The 25,607-nt window shown below is 59.8% G+C and carries 18 protein-coding genes and 3 pseudogenes; 15 read left to right on the forward strand and 6 right to left on the reverse strand.

Annotated elements, in window-relative coordinates:
* The first annotated feature begins 8 nt into the window (after positions 1-8).
* The 8 genes and pseudogenes from gcvT to ACNFHO_RS01275 form a co-directional block, all read left to right on the forward strand.
* On the forward strand, positions 9-1,118 hold the full coding sequence (gene gcvT / locus ACNFHO_RS01240; protein ID WP_019098939.1) for a glycine cleavage system aminomethyltransferase GcvT: 1,110 nt from the start codon (positions 9-11) through the stop codon (positions 1,116-1,118).
* Between the two features lie 10 nt (positions 1,119-1,128).
* The gene (gene lipA / locus ACNFHO_RS01245; RefSeq protein WP_019098938.1) at positions 1,129-2,097 is read left to right on the forward strand and encodes a lipoyl synthase; all 969 of its coding nucleotides are present in this window, start codon (positions 1,129-1,131) and stop codon (positions 2,095-2,097) included.
* Positions 2,098-2,392: 295 nt separating this feature from the next.
* Positions 2,393-3,553 carry an ABC transporter substrate-binding protein gene (locus tag ACNFHO_RS01250; protein ID WP_026020462.1) on the forward strand — a complete coding sequence of 387 codons (1,161 nt, stop codon included), beginning with the start codon at positions 2,393-2,395 and terminating at the stop codon, positions 3,551-3,553.
* A gap of 137 nt (positions 3,554-3,690) precedes the next feature.
* On the forward strand, positions 3,691-5,040 hold the full coding sequence (locus ACNFHO_RS01255) for an MFS transporter (protein ID WP_019098936.1): 1,350 nt from the start codon (positions 3,691-3,693) through the stop codon (positions 5,038-5,040).
* A gap of 903 nt (positions 5,041-5,943) precedes the next feature.
* Positions 5,944-6,072, forward strand: a complete 129-nt coding sequence (locus ACNFHO_RS01260; protein ID WP_019098935.1) for a hypothetical protein — start codon at positions 5,944-5,946, stop codon at positions 6,070-6,072.
* Positions 6,073-6,208: 136 nt separating this feature from the next.
* Positions 6,209-9,151: an FAD-binding and (Fe-S)-binding domain-containing protein gene (locus ACNFHO_RS01265; protein WP_416764857.1), complete on the forward strand. Its 2,943-nt coding sequence runs from the start codon at positions 6,209-6,211 to the stop codon at positions 9,149-9,151.
* Positions 9,152-9,236: 85 nt separating this feature from the next.
* A complete protein-coding gene (locus ACNFHO_RS01270) occupies positions 9,237-10,805 on the forward strand; it encodes a PucR family transcriptional regulator (protein ID WP_064491521.1) in 1,569 nt (522 codons plus the stop codon).
* A gap of 175 nt (positions 10,806-10,980) precedes the next feature.
* A pseudogene (locus ACNFHO_RS01275) lies at positions 10,981-11,620 on the forward strand (LysR substrate-binding domain-containing protein); the annotation flags it as partial.
* A gap of 15 nt (positions 11,621-11,635) precedes the next feature.
* Here the strand turns inward: ACNFHO_RS01275 and ACNFHO_RS01280 are convergent.
* Positions 11,636-12,384: pseudogene (locus tag ACNFHO_RS01280) on the reverse strand (aldehyde dehydrogenase family protein); the annotation flags it as partial.
* A gap of 200 nt (positions 12,385-12,584) precedes the next feature.
* Between ACNFHO_RS01280 and ACNFHO_RS01285 the strand changes: the two are divergent.
* Both ACNFHO_RS01285 and ACNFHO_RS01290 read left to right on the forward strand, forming a co-directional pair.
* Positions 12,585-12,872, forward strand: a complete 288-nt coding sequence (locus ACNFHO_RS01285; RefSeq protein ID WP_019097978.1) for an iron chelate uptake ABC transporter family permease subunit — start codon at positions 12,585-12,587, stop codon at positions 12,870-12,872.
* A gap of 27 nt (positions 12,873-12,899) precedes the next feature.
* Positions 12,900-13,619 carry an ABC transporter ATP-binding protein gene (locus tag ACNFHO_RS01290; RefSeq protein WP_019097977.1) on the forward strand — a complete coding sequence of 240 codons (720 nt, stop codon included), beginning with the start codon at positions 12,900-12,902 and terminating at the stop codon, positions 13,617-13,619.
* 59 nt (positions 13,620-13,678) lie between these two features.
* On the opposite strand, the gene ACNFHO_RS01295 is transcribed toward ACNFHO_RS01290, so the two are convergent.
* Positions 13,679-14,260, reverse strand: a complete 582-nt coding sequence (locus ACNFHO_RS01295; protein WP_019097976.1) for an NAD(P)H-dependent oxidoreductase — start codon at positions 14,258-14,260, stop codon at positions 13,679-13,681.
* Between the two features lie 115 nt (positions 14,261-14,375).
* Complete coding sequence (locus tag ACNFHO_RS01300; RefSeq protein ID WP_416764860.1) at positions 14,376-15,203, reverse strand: aldo/keto reductase; 828 nt, start codon at positions 15,201-15,203, stop codon at positions 14,376-14,378.
* Between the two features lie 437 nt (positions 15,204-15,640).
* Here ACNFHO_RS01300 and ACNFHO_RS01305 point away from each other — a divergent pair, with 437 nt between their 5' ends.
* The 5 genes from ACNFHO_RS01305 (at position 15,641) to ACNFHO_RS01325 (ending at position 22,233) form a co-directional block, all read left to right on the forward strand.
* Positions 15,641-17,116, forward strand: coding sequence for an NAD-dependent succinate-semialdehyde dehydrogenase (locus ACNFHO_RS01305; protein WP_416764862.1), 1,476 nt, complete (start codon positions 15,641-15,643; stop codon positions 17,114-17,116).
* A gap of 260 nt (positions 17,117-17,376) precedes the next feature.
* Positions 17,377-18,660 carry a 4-aminobutyrate--2-oxoglutarate transaminase gene (gabT, locus tag ACNFHO_RS01310; RefSeq protein ID WP_416764864.1) on the forward strand — a complete coding sequence of 428 codons (1,284 nt, stop codon included), beginning with the start codon at positions 17,377-17,379 and terminating at the stop codon, positions 18,658-18,660.
* Positions 18,661-18,751: 91 nt separating this feature from the next.
* Positions 18,752-19,783, forward strand: a complete 1,032-nt coding sequence (locus tag ACNFHO_RS01315; protein ID WP_416764865.1) for a histone deacetylase family protein — start codon at positions 18,752-18,754, stop codon at positions 19,781-19,783.
* Positions 19,784-19,797: 14 nt separating this feature from the next.
* Positions 19,798-20,751, forward strand: a complete 954-nt coding sequence (locus ACNFHO_RS01320) for a 2-hydroxyacid dehydrogenase (RefSeq protein WP_416764867.1) — start codon at positions 19,798-19,800, stop codon at positions 20,749-20,751.
* 129 nt (positions 20,752-20,880) lie between these two features.
* On the forward strand, positions 20,881-22,233 hold the full coding sequence (locus ACNFHO_RS01325; RefSeq protein ID WP_416764868.1) for an MFS transporter: 1,353 nt from the start codon (positions 20,881-20,883) through the stop codon (positions 22,231-22,233).
* A 1,012-nt stretch (positions 22,234-23,245) separates the two neighbouring features.
* On the opposite strand, the pseudogene ACNFHO_RS01330 reads toward ACNFHO_RS01325, so the two are convergent.
* From ACNFHO_RS01330 to ACNFHO_RS01340, 3 genes and pseudogenes are all read right to left on the reverse strand, one after another.
* A pseudogene (locus ACNFHO_RS01330) lies at positions 23,246-23,854 on the reverse strand (RraA family protein); the annotation flags it as partial.
* Complete coding sequence (locus tag ACNFHO_RS01335) at positions 23,851-24,240, reverse strand: RidA family protein (RefSeq protein ID WP_019097968.1); 390 nt, start codon at positions 24,238-24,240, stop codon at positions 23,851-23,853. The pseudogene ACNFHO_RS01330 and the gene ACNFHO_RS01335, both read right to left, overlap by 4 nt.
* A 58-nt stretch (positions 24,241-24,298) precedes the next feature.
* A complete protein-coding gene (locus ACNFHO_RS01340) occupies positions 24,299-25,606 on the reverse strand; it encodes an OprD family porin (RefSeq protein WP_416764870.1) in 1,308 nt (435 codons plus the stop codon).
* Position 25,607: the final 1 nt, after the last annotated feature.

The following is a 25,607-nucleotide window of genomic DNA, read 5'->3' on the forward strand; positions in this document are numbered from 1 at the left end:
CTGATGCCATGACACTCAAGCAAACCCCCTTGCATGACCTGCACCTGTCCTTGGGTGCGAAAATGGTGCCCTTCGCCGGCTATCAGATGCCGGTGCAATATCCGCTGGGCGTGTTGAAGGAACACCTGCATACCCGTGCCCGGGCGGGCCTGTTCGATGTGAGCCACATGGGCCAGGTCCGCCTGGTCGGCAAGGGCGCCGCGATGGCGCTGGAGACCCTGGTGCCGGTGGATATCGTCGATCTGCCGGTGGGCATGCAGCGTTACGCGCTGTTTACCAACGAGCAGGGCGGCATCCTCGATGACCTGATGGTGGCCAATGCCGGGGATCACCTGTTCCTGGTGGTCAATGCCGGTTGCAAGGAGCAGGACCTGGTACACCTGCAGCAGTTGCAGGACCAGTGCGAAGTCATCTCGCTGTTCGACACCCATGCGTTGCTCGCCCTGCAGGGGCCGCTTGCTGCACAGGTGCTGGCGCGCCTGGTGCCGAGCGTGGCACAGATGACCTTCATGCAGTTCGCTGCCGTTGAGATTCGTGGGATTGCCTGCCATGTCAGTCGATCGGGTTATACCGGTGAAGACGGATACGAGATTTCCGTGCCGGTCGAGCACGCCGACACCCTGGCGAGGCTGCTGCTGGACCAGCCGGAAGTCGCCCCGATTGGCCTGGGCGCTCGCGACTCGCTGCGTCTGGAAGCCGGTCTGTGCCTTTACGGGCATGATATGGATAGCGCTGTTACCCCGATCGAAGCCAGCCTGGGCTGGGCCATCTCCAAGGCGCGGCGTGAGGGTGGCGTGCGCGCAGGAGGCTTCCCGGGTTACCAGCAGGTGTTCGCCCAGCAGCGCGAAGGCGCCTACCGCAAGCGTGTCGGCCTGGTGCCGCTGGATCGGGTCCCGGTACGCGAGGGGGTCGAACTGTTCAGGGAGGATGGCGAGCTGATTGGCAAGGTGACCAGCGGTGGCTTTGGTCCAAGCTTCGGAGGTCCGCTGGCGATGGGCTTCGTGGCGGCCCCCTACGCGGTGTTGGACACGGTGGTTTACGCCCAGGTGCGGGGCAAGGCCATCCCGATGCGCGTGAGCAGGACACCGTTCGTGCCACAACGCTACTACCGTGGCTGACGAGGCGACGATGACCCGACCTGACCTTGCAACACAAGCGCCAAGGCCGGTGATGACCGGAGTCAAGCTGCGCGGCGCCGACAAAGTGGCGCGCATTCCGGTCAAGATCCTGCCGACCGAGGACATTCCGCGCAAACCGGAATGGATCCGCGTGGAAATCGCGGCTTCGCCGGAGGTTTCCCGGATCAAGTCACTGCTCAGGAAGCACCGGCTGCACAGTGTCTGCGAAGAGGCTGCCTGCCCGAACCTGGGTGAGTGTTTCAGCGGCGGTACGGCGACCTTCATGATCATGGGCGACATCTGCACCCGGCGTTGCCCGTTCTGCGATGTCGGCCATGGACGGCCCAAGCCGCTGGACGTGGACGAGCCGCGCAACCTGGCGATCGCCATTGCCGAGCTTCGTCTCAAGTACGTGGTGATCACCTCGGTGGACCGGGATGACTTGCGCGATGGCGGCTCGGCACACTTCGCCGCCTGCCTGCGGGAAATCCGCAGTCGTTGCCCGCAAGTCCGTATCGAAACCCTGGTGCCGGACTATCGCGGGCGAATGGATATCGCCCTGGCAGTGACTGCCGAAACACCCCCCGACGTGTTCAACCACAACCTGGAAACCGTACCGCGCCTCTACCGTGCGGTGCGCCCGGGATCGGACTTCGAATGGTCACTGGACCTGCTCGCCGGCTTCAAGGGGCGCGTGCCCGGGGTGCCGACCAAATCCGGCCTGATGCTGGGGCTGGGTGAAACCGACGACGAGGTGATCGAGGTGATGGCGCGGATGCGCGAACATCAGGTCGACATGCTCACCCTGGGCCAGTACCTGCAACCCAGCCGCAACCATCTGCCCGTTCAGCGCTATGTTCATCCTGACCAGTTCGCCCGTTTCGCGCAGATCGGTCTAGAGATGGGCTTCGACAATGTCGCGGCGGGACCGTTGGTGCGTTCGTCCTACCATGCCGATGAGCAGGCCCGCCTGGCCTGACTCGACAGCGCGTCACCAAAACCCGCCCGTGGCAGTCACCGGCGGGTTTTTCATGGGGCTTTCTCAGCAATGAAAACCCTGGCTCGCATTCCTGAGAAAGCCCGGATGTGGCGTCGTAGGCGCGAATAAAAAACTCATTTAATTCAGTGCCTTACAGGTTCTTGAAAACTTGGCACCCGTCTTGCTCCCTTGGTTTACGGCGATCAGACCGGCCCAACAGAGGCGCGCAGACGCCAAAGCGTGACGAACAGCTTCAGTCCTGCCAACAACAATTCTTCAGGATAGGAATGCGCCAATGTCAGCAGATCACAGAGATCCGACCCGTCTTCCAGGAGTATCCCCCTTCAATCCCCATCTGAGCCGGCGCACGCTGATGCTGGGTGCTGCAGCCGCCGCCGCCGGTGCAACGCTCGGACGCTGGATTCCCGAGGCCCGCGCCGCGGTTGGTGGCCAACTGGACATCATGACCTGGGAAGGCTACACGCTGCAGAACGAAGCGGCGCAGTGGATCAAGCAGAACAACCTGCGGGTCAACGCCAGCATCATGGGCAGCCAGGACGACGTCACCGCCAAGCTCATGGGCGGTGGGGTAAGGTTGGACCTGTCGGAGTATTCCAACGGCTATAACGAGCTGTACAAGGGCCTCGGGCTGCTCAAGCCGATCGATGCCACGCAACTGCCCAACTACAATCCCACCGACATCATCACCCGCTTCTACGACGGCGACATGTGGTTCTGGGATGGCCAGCGCTTCGGTATTCCGTGGACCTGGGGCGTGGACACCATCGTCCTCAATCCGCAGGAAGTGAAGGAGCCGGTCACCAGCTTCAAGGACTTGCTGCGCCCCGAATTCAAGGGTCGCCTGACCTTTCTCGACAACCCCCTGACCGTATGGCCGCTGGCGGCCAAGGTGACCGGGCACGGCGACAAATTCCCGAATGTCTCGCGCGAGGAACTGGCGGACATCTGGGATCAGATGATTCCTTACCGCGAACAGTGCCGCACCTTTGCCTCCAGCAACGGTGACGTCGCCTCGCTGTTCGTCGCCAAGGAGATTTCCGCCTGCTTCTGCACCTGGACGGCGGCAACCCTGCAAACCGCCAAGCAGGGCGTAAAGACCGAATACGTGTTCCCCAAGGAGGGTGGGGCGGTCTGGGCGGACGCCTGGTTCATCCCGGTGACTTCGGTCAACACCGAGTCGGCGCTGGCCTTCATCAACCAGGCTCTGGACCCGCAGGTGCAGGCCGAGATGAGCAAGGCGGCCAGTTCCGCCGTGGTCAATCGCAAGGCCGTGCAGTACATGGATGCCAGTACCCGCTCGCTGTTCGATTACGACCGCATCGACGAAGTGCTGCAGCAGTCGCCGCTCAAGGGGCAGCCGCCTCGCGAGTCGGAACTGTATGCCACCTATGACGACTGGTTGCAGGCCTGGGCATCGTTCCGCGCCGGCTTCTGATTTCCCTGCCGGGGAACAGACGTTCCGGCAGTTCCGTTCCGTTGCCGATCGGCGGCGGTGTATCCGTCAGAATGTAGCGGTCCTGCTGTGAGATCGATGTCATTCTGTATCTGTTGTGCGTGCAAGTGAGAACAATAATGACTGATAAGACTTACGACCCGGTGCACTCACCGAAAAACATCTCCCGAGCGTTCCTCGTGTGTTGGATTTCGCTATTCGCTGCAGGCTTCGCAATGATGCTCAAACTATCATCCGCCGCGACGCTCAAGGCCGTCTTCTTCGACTCTACGTCGCCGCTCACATCAGCAGCGTTGATTGGTGGGATTTTGGGTATCACCTATCTCGGTTTCACCGTCTGCAACACGGTGCTGCCACCGTTCATCGATGCCTTGAAGATCAAACGCGTACTGTTCGCCGGACTGGTAATCTTCAATGCCGGCTTGATAATCATGATCATGGCTATACCCGGCAGCGCGCAGGCCTATGACACCTTATGGCTGGGTGCCTTGTTGCATGGCATCGGCTGGGGTTGCATTGAGTCGGTGGTAAACCCGGTGGTCCCATCCCTGTATCCAGACGATAAGGCGGGCAAGCTGAACCGCCTTCATACGAGCTGGCCATTGGGCTGGATGCTCGCCGGCTTGCTGGCCGTGACCTTGGAGTCGGCGAGCTTCGACTGGCGTTATCTTTTTGCCTTGTCGCTGCTGCCAGCGTGCTTTGCCTTGGTCATGCTGCTCTTCGTGCAGTTCCCGCCGACAGAACGGGTCAGCAATGGTGTCAGTTTCATGGGCATGTGCAAAGAGCTGTTCGTGAAGCCGGGGATTTTCGTGCTCATTGGTATCATGTTCTTCGCCTTGGCGTGTGAGACCGTTCCGCAGAATTGGCTGGATATAGTGGTCGGCCAAATATCCGGGATCAAGGGTACTTGGCTGCTTATCTACGTGGCCGTCGCCTACCTGTTTGCCCGATGCCTGGCGGAGTTCGCCCTCAAACATGTACACGCGGTGACCATCCTTTTGTTTGCATGCCTGGCGATCTTCGTCGCAGTGTTGGGTCTCGCCCTCGCCAGTAATCCCTTCGTAACTATGGCTGCCACGGCTTTGCTGGGTGCGGGAGCTGCGCTGCTTTGGCCGAACATGCTGGCCATGGTCTCCGAACGCTACCCCAATACTGGCTCTCTGGGGATTGGTTTGATGTGTGCGGCCGGAATGGCGTCCGGCTACGTCGTAGTCCCGTGGATGGGGGAGTTGTATGATGGCTTCAAGGTGGCAGCCGCCGGTGGCAGTGAGGCTTTCCAGGTGCTGGCAGCGGAATCGCCAGAATGGCTGCAGGCCAATGCCTATGCCGCCACGCGCTCTTTCGAGCTGTTCTCGATATTGCCCCTCGCACTGGCTGCTTATTTCATGATCGATTACCTTTTCAAGGTACGCAGAAAGCGCCAGGCGAAAAGTTTAGATAGCAGTTTTAAACTCCGCTACGTCAAATAGATACAACTGAGTAGTTAGCTTCGGCAGAAGCTAACCTTTAACGCGCGGATAGCACTCAAGGGTAATCCCTTCGCGGACGAGTACAGATCACTTATGGATAAGACCTCCTGGCGACCTTGGATTATTTGTATGTACACAGCAGTGTCCGAAAAGCGCTGGCGTCGCCACTGGTCGAGCGTGTGCAGCGCGATGTGCCTGAGGTGAATTCCACCAGCGAACTGGTGAGCAGCTTGTCAAAATTGGGGGCAACCTAAGGAGGCGCTGAACAATTTACCCGTCCGTACTGTCCCCATTTCCAAGTCGTTTTTTAACCTACCGGCCTTGTTTTATATTTTCAAGGCCGGTTTTGCCCTAATTTTTCTGATTTACGGCTCCATCCCACCCTTCAGACGGATTTATCCCGCTGTGTGTTGCAATTACCGCTTGGCCAGCATCTGATTGGCCAATCAGAACATACTGAATAACTGCGCCGTTTTCTTTCCCTGCCCGGGGTAAGGTACTTTGCGATAATTGAAGCGCACTTGATCACTGGGAGCGGATAATCTACCTTCGCTCGCTGCCCTGCCTTGGCGTAGTAGATGTTGCGCTTGACCCAGATCACGCCAAGCATCCAGTGGTTGGAGGCAGGCGCACAGCAGCCGCAGTACCTGATGGCTGAGATGTAGTGATGAGCTCGGCCTACAAGGGCCGGATCCATGCCCCCAGGTCCTGTGGTGCGAATTTGCGTGTGGTGTGGACGGCAATCTCTACCAAATTGATGGCAAGGCCACCCCACGGGCACGCCGAACCCGGACGCGGCTTACGATTTCCATGTCGTTCGCCATGCGGCCGGAGCAACAAAAGCTCTACACCGAGAAAATGTCCTAGGACTATCCAACCTGGCGGCAGCGGCACCCGACCAGCATGAAGAACGCCCTGCAGATTGACGTGAACCTCTGGATCGACCATGGCGAGGCGCTGGAAGAGCTCTTTATTGCCTGGACGAAAGGTCTTCAGACAGCGGCAGTGAAGGCGCCATCGTTTCTGCAGTAGCGATCATCACCGTCGAAAAGTAGGTAGTTATAGTTGATTTATCCTATCTGAGTGCCGTAGAGCGACATGGGGCGGTGTTCTAGAGTACCGGTCTGCCAGTGTCGTCTTCCGTCTCGAAGACGACATCGACGCGACCGTGCTGACCGTGCTGATGACCCAGAAGGCTTCGCCCATGACCAAGAGCAATCCCGTCCCCCTCGACCTCAATCTGCTCCTCAACCTGCGCCAGAAACTCGCGGCAGAAACGACAGCGGAAATTCGCTTCGACGCAGCGTCACGGGCGGTCTATGCCTCGGAGGCCTCCAACTACCGGCAAGTGCCGATCGGCATAGTGATTCCTCGCACCCTTCAGGACATCGTTACCACCGTCGCCCTGTGCAACGCCGCCGGGTTGCCCTTGCTGCCACGAGGTGCGGGCACCTCCATGTGTGGCCAAGCGGTGAACGCCGCCGTGGTGATCGACACCTCGAAGTATCTGCACGGCATCGAATTCATCGATGCCGAACGCCGATTGGCCCGGGTGCAGCCGGGGGTGATCTGCGATCAGCTCAAGGACGAGGCCGCCAAGGTTGGCCTGACCTTCGGCCCGGACCCCGCGACCCACAGCCGTTGCACCCTGGGCGGCATGATCGGTAACAACTCGTGCGGCGCGCATTCGGTCATGGCGGGGAAGACCGTCGAAAACATCGAGCGGCTGGAGGTCCTGACCTACGGGGGCGAGCGCTTCTGGGTCGGCCCTACGGATGAGCAAACATTCCGCGAGCATATCGAGGCCGGTGGCCAGCGCGCGGCGATCGTCCAGGGACTCAAGGATTTGGTGGACCGCTACGAGGATGAGATTCGCCAGGGCTTTCCGAAACTCAAGCGTCGCGTCTCCGGCTACAACCTGGATCAACTGCTGGCCGAAAACGGCTTCAACATCGCTCGGGCACTGGTCGGCGTGGAGGGGACCTGTGTAACCATCCTGCAGGCGGAAACCCTGCTGGTGAAGAACCCCACGCACCGGGTGCTGGTAGTGCTCGGCTACGAGGAAATCTACTACGCCGCCGACTCGGTACCGCAACTCTTGCCGCTGAGCCCCATTGCCATGGAGGGGCTGGATGACGGCATCATCGGCGGCCTGAAAGAGCGCGGCATGAAGCTGGCCGATATCGCCGAGCTGCCGGCCGGTAACGCCTGGCTGATGATCGAGTTCGGCGGCTTGTCCATCGAGGAGGCCACCGCCATGGCGCGTCGCGCGGTGGACATCGCGCCGCAGCTGCCGGGTCAGCCAAGCATGCGCCTGGTCACAGACGAAGGGTTGATGAACCGGATCTGGACCATTCGCGAAACCGGCGCTTCCGCGACCTCTCTCGGCCTCGACCCCAATGCCCCTGATCCGGTAGTCGGTTGGGAAGATGCCGCCGTCGAGCCAGAGCACCTTGGCAAGTACCTGCGGGAGTTCCGCGCCCTGGTCGGACGCTACGGCTACAAGACCAACCTATACGGGCATTTCGGCGACGGCTGCATTCATTCGCGAATCACCTTCGACCTCAAGTCCGACAGCGGTGTGCAGAACTGGCGCGCCTTCCTCGACGAGGCGGCGCACTTGGTGGTGCGCTACGGCGGCTCGTTGTCCGGTGAGCACGGGGACGGCCAGGCCAAGGGCGAATACCTGCACATCATGTACTCGGTGTCGATCATGCAGGCTTTCGCCGAATTCAAGGCGCTGTGGGACCCGCTCAATCGAATGAACCCGGGCAAGCTGATCCACGCTATGCCGGTGGACGCGAACCTGCGTATGGGGCCGGACTACATCCGTCGTGATGTCGACAGCCAGTTCACCTACGACCCGCGCCTGGGCAGCAAAGGGCTTGCCCGTGAATCTGAGCGCTGCATCGGCATGGGCAAATGCCGATCCCTGGACGGTGGCACCATGTGTCCGAGTTTCCGTGCGACCCGGGAAGAGAAGTACTCGACCCGTGGCCGTGCCCGGCTGTTCTTCGAACTGCTCAAAGGCGAGGTGATCGATGACGGCTGGCTGAGTGAAGAGGTCAAGGACTCCCTTGATCTGTGCCTGAGTTGCAAGGGCTGCAAGACGGACTGTCCGACCAATGTGAATATCGCGCGCTACAAGACCGAGTTCCTGAACCGCTACTACGCCAACAAACGCCGCCCGGTTATGGACGCGATGATCGGTCGGATCGGCGAGTGGCTGCCCCATGCCAGCAAAATGTCGCCGGTGCTGAACTACGCCATGGGCAATCCGCTCGTGCGCACCGCGGGGGCCTGGTTCGGTCTGGCCAGGGAAGTCAGATTCCCGCGGATCGCTTCACGCAGCTTCCGCTCCGGCGCGACGGCACAGCGAGTCCTGAAAAACCACGGAACCAGCAGTGGCACTGATGTGCTGCTGTGGGTCGACAGCTTCAACAACGGCTTCACCCCCAAGGTGCTGGAGGCCGGCGTGCAGGTACTGGAACTGCTGGGTTTCACCGTGAAGTTGATGAAGCGCCATGTGTGCTGCGGCCGTCCTTACTACGACGTGGGGATGATCGACCAGGCCAAGGCCAATCTGACGCAGATCCTCGACCAGCTTGAACCGGCGTTGGACCAGGGCATGCCGGTGCTGGTGCTGGAGCCCAGCTGCCTCTCGGTGTTCCGCGACGAAATGCCGGGCCTTTTCCCCGAGGATCCGCGAGCGAAAAAGCTCGAGAAGTCCATCATGACCCTCAGCGAGTTGATCCGCAGCCGGGTCCTGGAACTACCCGCGATCAACGAGGATGTAAGGATTCACGGGCACTGCCACCAGAAGTCCTGCGGTGGAATGGCGGGCGAGCAGAGCGTGCTGGAGAAGCTCGGTGGCAAGGGCAAGGTCATCGCGGCCGGTTGCTGCGGCGTGGCCGGTGCCTACGCCTACCACACTAAGACGGCACCCATTGCCAAAGTCATTGGCGAGCAGGAGTTCAAACCGCATATCGACCAGATTCCAGAAGGCACGCCGGTAGTCGCGGATGGATTCAGTTGCCGGGGGCAGATTCGCAACGTCAGTGGTCGCGAGGCAATGCACCTTGCCGAGTATCTGGCCAAGATCCTTGGCTAGCGTTACCTGACGAGTTCCAGGCTGTTATGGTCGTCCCACGACAGGCAGCCTATTGCCTTAAATCCTCTTTCAGGAAAGTCCGTCAATGAAGCTCGATGCCGCAATTGAACATACGGTACTGCGTGAAGCCACGGTAGTTGCAGGCGCGGGAGTGATGGACCGGGAAATCACCTGGGTGCATATCGTCGATCATCCGGAGATCACCAACTGGCTGAAACCCGGGGAACTGCTGCTGACCACCGGGTACAACTGGCCCGAGGCCGATGTCGAGTGCCGTGACATGGTGCGGCGCCTCAGCGAGATCGGCCTGGCTGGCGTAGTGTTGGCCGTACCGCATTTTCGCGAGCATTTCACCCAGGCTGCGATCGACGAGGCCAACCGCTGCAACCTGCCGCTGCTTGAGCTACCCTGGGAAATCCAGTTCAGCGAAATCATGCATGACGTGCTGGCCCGCATCATCAACATCCAGGCGGAAACCATCCGCCGCTCGGACCTGATCCACCGCACGCTGACCGAAGCTGCGCTGGAGATGAACAATCTCGAAGGGCTCGCCAGGGCGTTGCATGCAGCGCTGGACAAGACCGCTACGGTGGTTTCCGTCGATGGCACGCTGCTTGGTAGCTCGGACCCGCAGGTGAATGAGGAGGGCGAGCGCGCGGTGATCCATCGACTGACCGCACAGAATAGCTTGGCCGCTTTGTTCAGGGACAATGCACCAGTAATCCTGCCAACCGGGCATAGCTCCGGCGGTTCGCGCTTGGGTGGTGTGATCAAGCTGCGCGGGGAGATTGCGGCCATCGTCTGGCTGGAAGGCGATGAAGCTCAATTCGGCGAGCTTGAGATCCGCGCCCTGGAGCACGCGGTGGTCATCGCCGCCTTGCACCTGGCCTACCAGCGACAGCTGTCCGATCAGGAGACCCGACTTGGCTATGCCTTCGTTGCCGGTCTGCTCGAAGGTAAGTTTTCTGCAACACCCAGCGCCATCGAGCGCGCACGCGCCTCTGGCTGGAGCGAAAGCCGCCAATATAGGGTCTGCCTGGTCCTAGTCAACGAGCCCATCCCGCTGTCCGTCGAAGGTTTCAATCGCCGGGCAAAACTGGCCGAGCGCATTGCAACTGCCATGCAGGCGTTCAATGTGGCACCGTTGATCTCGGTGTCTCTGAACCAGATCAGCTTCCTCCTCCCCGCCGAGGTGGCCGCGGAGTCCATCTGGAAGGCCATACGCACCGAGGGCAGTGCGCTGGCAGTGAGTCGGGTTCATCAAGGTACGAACGGGATGGCCCAGGGGTCAGAGGACGTAGCGGCGCTGCTGCCGTTGTTGCGGCCCGGTAAAATCCATGATTTCGACGAGGTGCTGTTCCCGCGGGCACTGATGGGCGATGCCGACGCGCGCCGCTTGTTGCTGGAACGCTTGATCGTGCCGCTGGAGCACCCGAAGCGGGGCAACTCGCTCACCGAAACTGCACTGTGCCTGGCTCGCGAAGGCTTCCAGTTGCTGAACACCGCCAAGGCATTGGACATCCATATCAGCACCTTACGCTATCGGGTCGAGCGCATCGAAAGTCTTCTCGGGATATCCCTGGACAACCCGGAAGATCGGTTCAAGCTGCAGGTCGCGGCCCAGATGCACAGGTTGGTCTCCGAGGAGCTATGAGCCGCAGCCATCGGCTGAGCAAGCGTCGTCGTTTAAGGCTAGTTACGGGCTCGGCTGCACTGGAAAACACCGCGCGTGATAAATTGCTGGCCAAATTGCCGCTGGGTGACCCTGACACCTGGCGGAAATGTCCCACAGTGCTTCTGCCTTTTCACCTGACTGAGATCATCTGCTGATGTCGCCGGACTTCACTCATTCCAGCTTTTGCAACTCGACTCGCTACAAGCACCTGCTGCTGATCGATACCGTGGCACGTACGCGCAACATGGATGCGACCGCGACGCGCGCGTATCTCAGCCAGCCGGCTTTGAGCAAGATGCGACCGAACTGGGGGAGCATGTGATGCGTTATGCGCATAGTGCCTTGGCGGAGTCGCAGCAGTTCGTCGACCAGGTCAATCGCCTGCGCAATGGCGAGCACGGTTTCATCCGCGTCGGCGGTGTCTTCACGGCCATTGCAGTGGTGTTGCCGCTAGCCATCGCCACTACAAGGTGCGCAACCTCTTGCTATCGATCAAGGTGGTGGAGAACTCCGGTGATCACCTGCTGAGCATGCTTGAACAGAACAAGCTTGACATGATGATCGGTCGCTTCATCGAGGAGCGCTTCGGGCAGTAGTTCGATTTTCAGTTTTTGGAACCGGAACCCTTCAGTCTGGTGGTCAATAGCGAACATCTGCTCAATATGCGGGAGACAACGCCGCTCGATGCCTTGGGCAACTGGTCCTGGGTGCTGTATCCGGTGGGCACACCGATTCGCAACCGGCTGGAACAGGCTTTCAGGTTGGCCAGGATTTCAATGTCTGCGGATAGCGTCAGTGCCGACACCCGTATCGCAAAGGGTCCGACCACAGTGTAGCGAATCGGTAAAGCCTACACCCCGGATAGCTGGATGCTTGACCAATCCCTCGCCAACGCTGGCACCGTGATCATGTGGAACACGCCTTGCGGTACGCCGCTGGCAGTCACGGCCCGGTCGATTGCGCACGCAACGTGCGCTGCAGTCAGCATGTGCCAGCAGTGTGCCTTGACCACGACAGGGCAGCCCGCAGCCAGCGTGGACGGGGTATCGCCCCCGGCAGTGGAGAATGCCAAGGGGAAATTGCTCGCGCCGAACACCGCCACTGGACCGATGCCCATTCGATATTGACGCAGGTCCGGCCGCGGCTGTAGCGTCCGTTGCGCCAAGGCTCGACCTATCCGGGCTCCGAGAAGATCACCACGACGCACCACACCTGCGAAGAGACGCAACTGGTTGCTGGTACGCGCTCGTTCTCTGTGGATACGCGCTTCCGGCAAAGCGGTTTCGCTCATTACGCAACGAAAGAAATCATCGTCGAGAGTGTCCAGTTCCTTTTCGGTGGCATCGAGGAACTCCGCGCGCTGTGCAGGGCTTGTACTGCGAAAATCCAGATACGCCGCTTCGGCAGCAAGCACGGCGGCCTCGATCTTTTCCAGTGCTGCCTGGTGGAAGGCGTAAGGCAGGCGCTCGTTGGTCTGGGCGCTAATGCTGTGCCGCAGCACCTGGCCGTCGCCGCGGAGTTGACCGCCGATATGGTTCAGATAATGTTCGATCGTCATGGGGTTTCCTGCTACTAAGGGTTTTCGAAAGTTGACCCACGACTGTATCGAGCAGGAAGCGAGGCGAATAATGATTAATGCTGATCATGCGATAGTGCAGGGTTCAGTCAAACGACCAAAGTGTTTCATAAGTTTGGTCGTTGATCGGGGCGGGCCAGGTCTAAAATGGCGGTAACTGAATCTTTCCAACCTTTCGGGCGGTGGCCATTGCGTTGCTGGTAGCGGTAGCCACCGCACTGGTCGGCCCCCTGGCTTTCCTCGGGTTGCTGGCCAGCAACATGGCTTACTGGATGATCGGCTCCCACAAGCATCGGCATACGCTGCCGGCCGCAACCGGTTGCGCAGTGATCATATTGGTGGGGTGCCAGGCGCTGCTGGAACGGGCGCTCGGGTTACGCCTTCCAGTAACGGTGCTGATTGATTTCCTGGGTGGTCTGCTGTTCCTGATACTGATAATGAAGCGAAAGAGCTGTGATCGAAATCGATGAAGTTTCCATGCAGTACGGAACCGGCTGGTGGTCAACGACGTGTCGTTGGATATTCCCGGCGCAGGCATCACTGTACTGATCGGCCCTAACGGCGCAGGCAAGTCGACATTGCTTGCTTTGATCAGCCGCCTGCTGGAGCCTACCGCGGGCCGTATAGCACTCGATGGGATGAATGTGCATACCGCGAACCCGAGGGCGCTGGCCAAGCACATGGCCGTTCTGCGACAGGATAACTCGGTGCAGGTGCGAATCAGCGTTCGCGAGCTGGTAGCGTTCGGCCGTTTTCCGCATAGCGCAGGTCAGCTGACGCAGGCAGATCATGCTGCCATCGACCAATCGCTTGCTTATCTCGGGCTGGGACAGCTTGCTGATCGAATGCTTGACCAGCTATCCGGAGGCGAGCGGCAGCGTGCATTCATCGCCATGGTGCTCTGTCAGGACACGCCCTACGTGTTGCTGGATGAACCCTTGAATGGGTTGGACATGAAACAGTCCGCAGCAATGATGAAAGTGCTGCGCCGAGCTAGCGACGAACTTGGCAAGACCATGGTCCTGGTGCTGCACGACATCAACTTCGCCTCGTGCTATGCCGATTACATGATTGCCATGCGCAAGGGCAGGGTGGTCCATCACGGCGGGCCCGCCTCGATCATTGACTCGCAGCTACTGACAGAGCTTTACGACACACCGATAAGGGTAATAGAAACCGATGGTATGAAACTCTGCATGTACTACCACGGCACCTGAAATCTCCGCTTGTCGGATGGCGTCACGCCAAATGTTTGGCGTGACGCCGGCCAGGTGCTTCAGTTAGCCATGATCGCCTGTTGCAAATGCATCCGGTAGCCGTCCTTCACCGAATCGACATCCGGGGACTTGATGCAATCATTCACCATGAAGGTCGGCAACTGGTCCAGACCGATGAACTGCTGGGCCTTGTGGAACGGGAAATAGACTGCATCGACGCCCTTGCCCTCGAAGAAGTTGCCCGGTTCGTTGAAGGCAGCCTCAGGTGCACTCCAGGTCACCGACAACATGTATTTGCGGTCTTGCAGCAGACCGCCGGTACCATATTGCCGGGTGGGATCGGTGCGCGAGCGTCCGTCATTCTCGTAGAAGGAACCATATCCAGCGATGAGCACTTCGTCGATGTACTTCTTCAGTGTCCAGGGTGCGCCCATCCACCAGGCCGGCATTTGATAGACAATGATGTCCGCCCAGAGGAACTTCTCAACTTCCTGAGCAATATCGTAGCCTCGCTCGATAACGGTTTCCTTCACTTCATGGTGGGGAAGCAAGGTTTCCACAGCCGTAGTATGAAGTGTGCGGTTCAGTTCGCCATTCGATGTCGAGAACGTCGAGGCGCCATTGATTAGAAGTATATTCAAGAGAGATCCTGCCTTATTGATACGTTCCTGATCTGTAGAGAGCCAGGTGTTAACGTTGAGTGATATTGAGATTTTCATGAGGATGACGAAGTCGCCCGGCAACTTCGTCGAGAGATCAGGCGAAGGTCAGCGGATCCGGGCCGATTCTCGTGCCGTTGTCCAGCCTGGCGATGGCTGCCAGATCCTGGCTATCGAGAGCGAAGTCGAACACCGCCGCATTGGCACTGATGCGCTCTGGTGTGATGGATTTGGGAATCACCACCAGGTGTTGCTGCACATGCCAGCGGATGATTACCTGTGCCGGGGTGCGCTGATGCTTTTGCGCGATACTGGTAATGACCGGATCCGTCAAAGCGCTACCTTGACCCAGCGGACTCCAGGACTCGGTGCGGATTCCCAGACGGTCATGAGCTGCCCGCAAGGCGTTCTGCTGCAGATAGGGGTGCAACTCGATCTGGTTGATCACCGGCACAACCCGTGTAGCCTCGATCAACTGGTTCAAATGTGCTTCGGTGAAATTGGAGACGCCGATGGACTTTATCTTTCCTTGCTGCTGTGCCTGGATCAAGGCAAGCCAGGTCTCGATGAACAGCCCCTTCTGCGGACACGGCCAGTGCACCAGCATCAGGTCCAGGTGGTCGAGCTTCAGGCGTTTGAGGCTGGCGTCGACGGCGCGAATGGCCGTGTCGAAACCCTGTTCGGAGTTCCACACCTTGCTGGTCACGAAGATGTCGTCCCGCTTGACACCCGATGCGTGAATACCTTGGCCTACGCTTTCTTCGTTGTCATACGCAGCAGCAGTATCGATATGTCGATACCCGCAGCTCAACGCATGGGCTACAGCATTTGCGGCATCTTCATTAGTTGCTTTCCACAAACCCAGCCCAAGTTGTGGAATGCGGTTTCCGTCTGCAAGTTGGATGTAGGATGAATATACGGTCATTGTTGCCTCTCATGACAGATAAAATAGCACGGGAGTGATGGGGTACAAGAAATAGCGGGCTGAAAGTACCAACATAGTCGGTTTGCCTGGTTTTTGTAAATTGCTTACCGAGAGGGAAGTTGCTTCACTAATGGTTAGTACTTTACTTCGGGTTAGCGCGGCGTCGGAGCTACTCTGTCCATCCTGCTGCTACACGGTGCCCGCATTGGGCACTACCAGCCCCTGACCATGCTACCCAGAGTGCTCAAAATCCAGCTGTTTATCCTATTTCGGGTAGGTAGATGAAGGAGGGTGCATTGCATACGATTTACTTCAAGCGAATGGCCGGAGCTTCATCTCATGAAGCCGGCCCTTGATTGTAACGAGTAACGCATTCTCCTTCGTTTTTTGCGCGAAGATTGTTCTTCTAACCGTTTACGAGTCTCTTAGGGGGTTTTATGAGTTTCAAGTTGCAGCGCGAAGATCTGGTGGTCACCAGGAACTTCATTGCCGGGGTGTGGCAGGGCGCAGCCTCGGGAGAAACCATCCCGGTCAATAACCCGGCTACGGGGGAGACGTTTGCTTTCGTTCCAAACAGCAACGAAGAAGATGCTCGCGCGGCAGTTGAAGCGGCAGTGGAGGCCTTCGATGCCTGGCGTGCGACGCCTGCCAAGCAGCGCGCTGCGATTTTGAAGCGCTGGAATGACCTGATCATGGCGTGCGCTGACGACCTGGGCAAGATCATTTCCTCCGAGCAGGGAAAGCCACTGGCCGAAGGCATTGGTGAAATCGCCTACGCTGCAAGCTATGTCGAGTGGTTCGCTGAAGAAGCCACTCGGGCAAACGGCGACATCATTCCCCAGGCCGTGCGCGGCCGCAAGATGGCGGCCTACAGGGAGCCCGTTGGCGTCGTAGCAGCCATCACCCCCTGGAACTTCCCCGCAGCGATGATTGCCCGGAAAATCGCTCCGGCCCTGGCTGCAGGCTGTACCGTTGTTTGCAAACCCGCATCGGAAACTCCGATTACTGCTTTGGCGCTGGTCAAGCTTGCTGAAGAGGCGGGCGTTCCTGCAGGCGTGCTGAACATCGTGAACACCGGTTCGTCGAAGAAGGTTGCCGATGTCTGGCTGGACGATGCGCGTGTTCGCAAGATCACCTTCACAGGTTCGACCCCGGTGGGTAAGCACCTCGCTCACGAGTCCTCTCGAACCCTGAAGAAACTGGCGTTGGAACTGGGTGGCAATGCACCCTTCATTGTGTTCGAGGACGCTGATGTCGACGCAGCAGTAGAAGGCCTGATGGCTGCCAAATTCCGCAATGGCGGCCAGACGTGCGTCTGCCCAAACCGTGTTTACGTCCAGTCGAAAATCTACGGCCGTTTCCTGGAGAAACTGACCGAACGCGTCGCCGCCCTGGTCGTTGGCCCGGCGAGCGATCCGGCGTCGCAGATCGGGCCAATGATCAACGCCAAGGCGATTGCGAAAATCGAAGAGCATGTCAACGATGCCGTGGCCCGTGGTGCCAGGGTTCTGACCGGGGGCAAGCGTCTCTTCACCGAACAGCGAGCCGAGTCGACCTACTACGCGCCAACCGTTCTGGCAGACGTAGATCTTTCCGCTAAGTGCTTCCATGAGGAAACCTTCGGTCCTGTTGCGCCTGTTACTCAATTCGAGACCGAGGAGGAGGTGATCAGGCTGGCCAACGACTCGCCATTCGGATTGGCCTCCTATTTCTACAGCAATGACATTCGACGTGTGCATCGGGTTACCGCTGCATTGGAGTGCGGCATCGTTGGCGTCAACGAAGGTGCGGTGGCTGCCGAAGCGGCGCCGTTCGGTGGCGTGAAGGATTCGGGCTACGGCCGGGAAGGTTCCGTTCACGGCCTCGAAGAGTACATGCACATCAAATACGTCTGCCAAGGCGGATTGGATTGACCACAACCCGGCTCGCCGAGTACCGAAGGCCCGCCTGGCAACACCAGGCGGGCCTTTTCTGCAGTGCGCAATCCGGTAGGTGGAACGCCTCCCGGCAAGCTCACCCGGATGTGGAGGGCGAGGATATAGCGACACCACGAGCCGATGATTTTTTCATACTTTCAAAGGGGAATATCGGCGCGACCTTCCTGTTTCGAGTGCGTATCTGCGATCAGGGTTGCTGGATAGCATTTCATCAATGACAACCAAAGGTGAACGCCATGTCCTCTCAACAAAAACCTCCAGTCTCCGCCCGTACTCAGCACATCTCCAACGGTATTGCCACCGCCCACCCAATCACGGTAGCCCGGGCTGCCGGCGCCTATCTGTGGGATGACCAGGGCAAGAAATACCTGGACTTCGTGGGTGGCATCGGCGTGCTCAACGTTGGCCATAACCACCCGCGCGTTGTCGAGGCGGTACGCAAGCAACTGGATACGTTCTCGCACATCTGCTTTCAGGTCGCGGCCTATGACCAGTACATCGACCTGGCTGCCCAGCTGAACCAGATGGTCGGAGGCGCAGAGCACTACAAGTCGGTGTTCCTGACTACCGGTGCCGAAGCGGTCGAGAATGCCATCAAAATCGCCCGTGCCCATACCAACCGCCCTGGGGTGATCGCTTTCCGCGGAGGCTTCCACGGCCGCACGCTGATGGGCATGAGCCTCACCGGCATGAGTCAGCCATACCGCCAGAACTTCGGACCGCTGGCACCGGACATCTACCACATCCCGTACCCGAACGAGTATCGCGGTGTGAGCACTGAGAAGGCCCTTGTCGCTCTGCAGGAGGTGTTCGACACCCAGATCGCCGCCGACCGTGTCGCCGCGATCATCATCGAGCCGGTTCAAGGGGACGGTGGTTTCATTGCCGCGCCTGCCGAGTTCATGCGGGCCTTGCGCAAGAAAACCGAAGAGCTGGGCATCATGCTGATCTGCGATGAAATCCAGACCGGCTTTGGACGAACCGGCAAGCTATTCGGCTTCCAGCACTCGGGCATCCAGCCTGACCTGGTCACTGTTGCGAAGAGTCTGGCTGGTGGCTTGCCGATCTCCGGGGTCGTTGGTCGTGCCGAATTGATGGACGCGCCACTGCCCGGCGGGCTCGGTGGTACCTATGGCGGTAACCCGCTGGGCTGCGCGGCTGCGCTGGAAGTGATCAAGATCTTTGAATCGGAGAACCTCGTCGAGCGCAGCCGTGCGATCGGTGAGCAACTACTGGCCGGTTTCGAAGTGCTGGAAAGCCGTTTCAAGAGCATCGGGCATGTGCGCACCATCGGTGCCATGGCCGCAGTCGAATTCGTCACCGATCGCACCAGCAAGGAACCGGATGCGGCAATTGCGCAGCGTGTGATCGATGCCGCGCGTGAAGAGGGCCTGCTGGTGATCAAGTGCGGTGTGTACCGCAACGTGGTGCGCTTCATTTGCCCGCTGGTGATCTCCGAACAGGATGTCGCCGAGGCACTGGGTATGTTCGAGCGGGCCCTGGTCGCTGTGAAAGCCTGAGCCCCTTGCACAATCGTGAACACCCCACGCCCGGCCTGGCTTTCGCCAGCATCGGGCGTGGTTCTCATAATAAGAAAACCGGAGAATAATAATGAGAGCATTTCATTCACCGAGCAGCCTGCTGCATGCGCCCTCCACGTACTTTCGTCGTGGCAAGGCCATCCCTCACCTGGAGCAGCCGGCGCGCTACGACCTGTTGCTGGCCGCTACCCAGCATTCTGGACACGACATCGAAATCGCCGCCACCTTTGGCGTTGACCCGATCTTGCGGGTGCATTCCGGCCGCTACCTGAACTTCCTGAAGCAAGCCTGGGACCGCCGCGCCGAGATCGAGCCTGGACTGGAGCACATCCTGCCGTCGCACTTCAAACGGCCCGAAATGCATCATTACCCCACCCATATCATCGGCCAGGTCGGCTTCCACATGGCCGACCTGTCGACTCCCATCCATGCCCAGACCTACGCGGCGGTGATGGCCAGCGCAGACGTGGCGTTGAGCGCAGCGCGCCACGCCGCCAACCATGGGCATGCCTACGGCCTGTGTCGGCCGCCAGGCCATCACGCCTCGGTCGAGAGCGCCGGCGGCTTCTGCTTTGTCAACAACACGGCTGTCGCTGCCGCGTACCTGCGCGACACCTTGAACTGCCGGGTGGGCGTGATCGACATTGACGTTCATCACGGCAATGGCACCCAGCACGTTTTCTATGGCCGTGACGATGTGGTGACCGTATCGATCCATGCCGACCCATCGAACTTCATGCCGTACTACGCAGGCTATGGCGACGAAACCGGCGAACACGGCGGTCTGGGTTACAACCTCAACCTGCCTTTGCCCCACGGTTCTGGCGACGACGTCTACCTGGCAGCCATCGAGCATGCGCTGGAGTTTTGCCAGCGGCTGGGCGTGGAAGCGCTGGTCATTGCCCTGGGCCTGGATGCTTCCGAGCAGGATCCGAACGGAGTCCTGGCGGTGACCACCGAAGGCTTCCGTCGGGCAGGCCAACGACTGGGCAGCACCCGCTGGCCAACCGCGCTGATCCAGGAGGGCGGTTACCTGAGCGAGATCCTCGGTGACAACCTCAAGGCTGTGCTGGATGGATTCGACACCGCCCGCAGCCTGTGAACGGAGGACTTTCAATGAACACTATCGATATCGTCGTAGCCCCTGGCCCGTGGGACCCCGAACCCTGGCGCAAGGCTTTCGAAGCGCGCTGCGGCACGCGCAAAGTGCACCTCTGGCCCCATGACGGCGAGGAGGTTGATTCGGAGCGTTATGTCATCTGCGCCTGGAAGGCCGGCGAGCAGGTCTTCGAAGTGCTGAACCGGCCCGAGGCTGTGTTTTCCATGGGCGCGGGGGTGGATCACCTGGCGTGCCTGGCCAGCCAGCCCAACCTGCCGATCGGCCGCATCCGCGACCCCGACCTGACCATGCGCATGGTCGAATACGTGACCTTCGCTACGCTCTACCTGCACCGTCAGATCGCCCACTACCAGGCCGAGCAGGCGGCGGGGCGTTGGGCCCCGGTCACGCAGGCGGCTGCCAGTGACGTGCGCATCGGTATCCTCGGTGTCGGTGTGCTGGGCAAGGCATGCGGCTTGTTCCTGCAGCAACTGGGCTTTCAGGTCGCCGGCTGGGCACGCTCGTCCACCGAGGTCGGCTTCAAGGTGTTCAACGGCCGCGAGGGCCTGGTGGAACTGCTGCAGCAGACCGACATCCTGGTGAACTTGCTGCCCAACACTCAGGAAACTCACGGCGTGATCGACCGGCAGGTCTTCGAGAACCTGAGCCGCAGCGGCAAGCAGGGCGCGCCGGCGTTTATCAATGCCGGACGTGGCGAGGCGGTAATACACGCCGACCTGCAAGCCGCACTGCGTGAAGGAACTCTGTCGGGTGCAGTGCTCGATGTGTTCGGGGTGGAACCCTTGCCCTCCGATGATCCGCTGTGGTCGATGCCCGGCGTGCTGCTCACCCCCCATGTAGCTGCCGATTCAGAACCCGACGTGGTGGTCGGGCAGATCCTGCATGACGTGTTCCGGCTTGAAGCCGGACAACCGCTCGAACATCCGGTCGACCTTGGCCGCGGCTACTGAGCGCGAAGCTGACAAGCACAACAAAAACTACAAGCGTGGCAGCAGGAGGCAGCGCTCTCCCGCGGTCGCGCAGCTGTAACCAGCTCCCCTCAGTCCTCTTGACCGGCAAGCGCCGGAGGAGACAAGCAAGTGAATACAGAACAACAAATGGGTGCTGCCGCGTTGACGGCTGGCTCCCAAGGTTCACAAACCGCCGACGCAGCGTCTGCAGGCAGACAGCCGATCCGCGCCGCGATGGGCGCTTTCCTGGGCACCATGATCGAGTGGTACGACTTCTTCCTGTTCGGCACTGCGGCGGCGCTGGTGTTCGGCGATGTGTTCTTCGCCTCGGATGACCCTGCCGTAGCCGCTCTGGCGTCGCTGGGCACCTTCGCGGTCGGGTTCTTCGCACGCCCCTTCGGTGCCCTGGTGTTCGGTCACCTTGGCGACCGCATCGGCCGTAAGGCAAGCTTGCTAGTCACGCTATGGATCATGGGCGCTGGCACCACGCTGATGGCGTTCATCCCCAGTTACGATCAGATCGGCATCAGCGCGACCATCATTCTCGTGTTCCTACGGCTCCTGCAAGGAATTGCAGTGGGCGGGGAGTGGGGCGGCGCGGTGCTGATCGCCAGCGAGCACGCACCGGCGCGCTGGCGCACCTTCCTCGCGGCTGCGCCGCAGTACGGCAGCCCCGTGGGGCTGATCCTTTCGACCTTGATGTTCAGGCTCGTCTCGAGCTTGCCACAGGAGGACTTCATCGCGTGGGGCTGGCGTATACCGTTCTTGGCCAGCGCGTTGCTCGTGATCATCGCCATGTTCATCCGGCGCTCGGTCAACGAGAGCCCCGAGCTCGTAGAACGCAAGGCGAAGGGGGATATCAGCCAGATCGCACCGGTCCGCCTGGTGTTCAGGACGCACAAAAAGGCCTTGTTCGCGGGTATCGGCTTGTGCCTGCTGTCGAGCGCAGGGTTCTACTTCCTGACGACCTTGATGATCACCTATACGACAACGTTCCTGCATGTGCCAAAGCCCGACATCCTCAACGTCATCGCATGGGTCGGCGTGGTGGAGCTGATGGCGCTGCCGGTGGGCTCGTGGATTGCGCATCGCTTTGGCGAACGCAAGTTCCTGATGTGGGTGACCGCCGCCTCCGTGGCGTGGGCGATTCCGCTGATGTACCTCGTCGGGACCGGGAGTGTGATGAACATTGCCATCGGCATTCTCGTGGCGATAGCACTGCTCGGAGCCTATTACGCCGTGGTGCCGGCCTTCCTGCCGCGCGCGTTCCCCGTGCAGATGCGCTACACCGGGATCTCCCTGTCGTTCCAGCTCTGTGGCGCGATCTTCGGCGGCACGACCCCGGTTCTGGGCGTCTGGCTGGCCAAGGAGTACGGTGGTGACTGGCTACCGCTGGGCTTCCTGTTCCTTGCGCTGTGCGCCGGCAACTTCCTCGCCGCCGCATTCCTACCGGTCGAGGACAGCGAGAAGCAATCACTCTAAGCGAGCAACACCCCGTGCCCCAGGCTGTCTGGGGCACTGCTCCGTGGTTAGTTCGAGACCCAATTCATTGTTGAAACCATCAGTCATTCAGTAATCAAAACTGACTTCTGGATGCACGGCGATATCTGCGCACGAAAATAAAAAACACAGCAATTGGAGTATTATTCATCTATCGATCCACTTGGGCTCTGGCGATCGCTTCGAACGTGCTCGCACAACAAGCAAACGCCGCCGGTTTCATCGAAGGCCACCCTCGACCAGCGCAACGGCAGCGTCGATTTCGGTCTTGATGCCATCGGCCTGCTGGGCTTGCGTCTGGATTCGGGCGGTGGCATCAACGGTAGGGCGAATGCTACTTCCTGCGTTAGTACCGTCTTCCGGAGCAAGAGAAACGGCGAAGCGGTCGATGACGTCTTCAGCTAGGGCTTGACCGCAGAGATCAAGGTTTCCACAGCAAGCTGAGACTTGAACTTTCCAAACCACTAGCCGATATGGTTACCCGAGAAGGCGAGGTTCTACAGGATGGAAGCACTAGTAGTTACCTCGCCAACTTTGTCTTTTGTGGCATCGAATCAGCCTTGAACGAACGTATAAAGGCCAAGGCACTCAAGTGTTTCCGTTTCGCAGATGACATCACAATGTCCAGCAAGGCTGCCATGCCACAAGAGGTGGCCACTCAAGTTATTGGCTCCGTAACATGAATACTGAATCAGGAGTGATACCGGCCCAAGAGCAACAGACTGCGTGTGCGCAATCGCGGCCAGACCCTGATCTCCGGTGAGAAAGTGGATGCCGTGACGGCCACTGGCTTGGTTGTAGGTTGCTCTTCTCCTGGCCTGCCCAAGAAGGGGAGAATGGCGACCTGGATTAACCTTTTGCTAATCGTTATGACTCATCCAGTACGCTCATCCAGTGCGGTCTTTTTGTTGCTCTGTGCTTTTTGGTGATTGGCGGGTTTCCTGTCACCCACAACTGAGCAGCCTGACACCGCTGGGCTAGCTTTTTCCGCAATCGTGGTCAGCACCTTCTGGAGCGGTTCGCCATTGCGTAGGCGCGCCAGCAGGTCGGGCTCATTGAGATCGGATTGGAGCGCTTTATCGATCACCGTTGTGAGTTGTTCTGCCGGCAAGATCAACACGCCGTTGTCATCGGCCAGGACAAAATCACCGGGATGCACCTTCACTCCAGCGCAATTCACGGGCCCGTTCACCTGGCTTGTCGGGCTGCCGATCAGCTTGGTCGTCAGCTGAGTTGTGCCACGAGCGAACACCGGCAGCTGGCAGGTACGCAGTTCGTTGATGTCGGTGACTACGCCGTCGACGATGATGCCGGCGGCACCGGCGCAGCGAGCTGCGAATTGCGTGACCGCACCGACACAAGCGTGGGTATGGTCACCTGCCATGTCGATCACCAGAACGTCGCCTGGCTGCAGGGCGATCAGGGCACGATTGACTGCGATGGCATCCGGTTCGGCCAGTCGAAGGGTCACGGCCTGTCCAACAATGCGGCCGCCCGGCACCATGGCGCGCACTTCGTGGCTGACGAACCCGCTTTCGAGGAAGTGGCCCAGTGTGGCAAAGCTGACCTCTCGCAGCTTTGCGATCAAATCGTTGTCGCTCATTTTCCACGCTCCATGTCGATCAGCTCGGCTACACAGTCGATTTCCAGGCTCACTCCCCACAACTGCACGCAGACGGTTGTACGTGCAGGTGGTGCATGGCCAAGGATTTCCTTGTACACCTCGTTGAAGGGCACCAGTTGATCGGGGTCTGTCAGGTAGGCGTTCACCTTGACGATGTGGGAAAGGCTGGAGCCCGCCGCTTCGAGGATCGCGGCAAGGTTGGCGAAGGTCTGCCTGACCTGGTCTTTGAAATTGTCGGGCTGCTCTTCCAGGCTGCCCAGCGATGGGATCTGGCCGGCGGTGAACACTAGGTGGCCGCTGACCACTGCTTGGGAATACGGGCCTACTGGGCTGATGGTGCCAGGGGCACTGTGGATACGTTTCATTGAGGACTCCTTGAAGCGAATGTGTGCCGCCGGCTCGCCGGCAGCACTTGGTCAGAAATCAGAAAAGCGCCAGGGTGTAGCTGACGATGAGTCGGTTCTGCTCCTGATTAGGGGCGATCTCGGAGTGCAGCAACCCATGGCGCCAAGCCAGGCCGAGGCCTTTGAGCGCACCGTCCTGCACGACATAGTCCAGTCCTATATCCCGCTCCCATTCGCTCGTGTCATTTCCGCTGGTGGTGCGGATGTCGTCACCCTTTAGGTACACCAGGGAGAACTTCAGGCCAGGTACGCCGGCAGCGGCGAAGTCGTAGCTGTACTGGGCGAACGCGGTACGCTCGCCCGCTCGGTTGAAGCTCGCGAGCATCCGGTCGGTGTAGAGGTAGACACTGGCACCACCTGCGCCCTTGCCGCTGAGGGAGCCCTGGTTCGGCTGGACGAAGTTGCTTCCATTCGACACCTCTTGATAGCCAGCCATGAGCGCGTGGCCCTGGACGGAGTAGGTCAGTGCGGCGCTCCAGGTGTGGTTATCGATCTTGCCGTCACCGTCCTCGGTGTAACCGCCCACGCGGTATCCACTTGCGCGACCCGCAGCAGAGTCGTTGGCTCCATCGGCGAAGGTGCGGAAGTAGCGCAGATCAGTCCGCAGCGATTGCCCTTCGGAGAGTGGAAGCGTGTGGGTGAGGCCTACGAAGTGTTGGGTGTAATAGTCCTCAAGGTTGGCAACGTAGTATTGCGCCGTGAGTTGTTTGCCGATTCGGTAGTCGCCACCCGCGAAGAGGAACTGGTCGCTCTCACGGGTGCCGCCGGCTACGACCAGTCCCGTACGGTCACTGGAGGCACGGCCCGTAGCACGATTAAGGCGCCCGCCGGTAAGGGTCAGGCCATCCAGGGCGGTTGAGGTGATCTGGGCCCCCTCGAACGTTTGGGGCAGCAGGCGACCATCGTTGTAGGTCAGCACCGGCAGCTTGGGCATCAGCGTGCCGTATCGCAGTTCGGTGTTGGCGAATTTCAGCTTGGGTGTCAGGCCTAGGCGACTCCACTGTTGGGCCGCGCCACTGCCGTCGTCGGGGATCATGCTGCTGTCCCGGTGGCGACCATCGCCGCTATCAAGCGTTACGCCCATTAAGCCCAACGCATCTAGGCCGACCCCAATTGGCCCATTGGTAAAGCCGGATTTGAAGTCGAGAACGAAGCCCTGGGCCCACTCTTCGGTTTTGCTCTGGCCGAGGCTGCCGGCCTGATCGCGGAAGTCGTTGTTGAAGTAAAAGTTGCGCAGGCCAAGGTTTGCATGGCTGTCGCCCACGAGATCGGCTTGAGCGAAGGGGGACAAGGCGAATACGCCTGCACTCATCAGGTATTTTTTCATC

This window comes from Pseudomonas sp. NY15374 (assembly GCF_048068255.1).
GTDB classification, from domain to species: Bacteria; Pseudomonadota; Gammaproteobacteria; order Pseudomonadales; family Pseudomonadaceae; genus Aquipseudomonas; species Aquipseudomonas machongensis.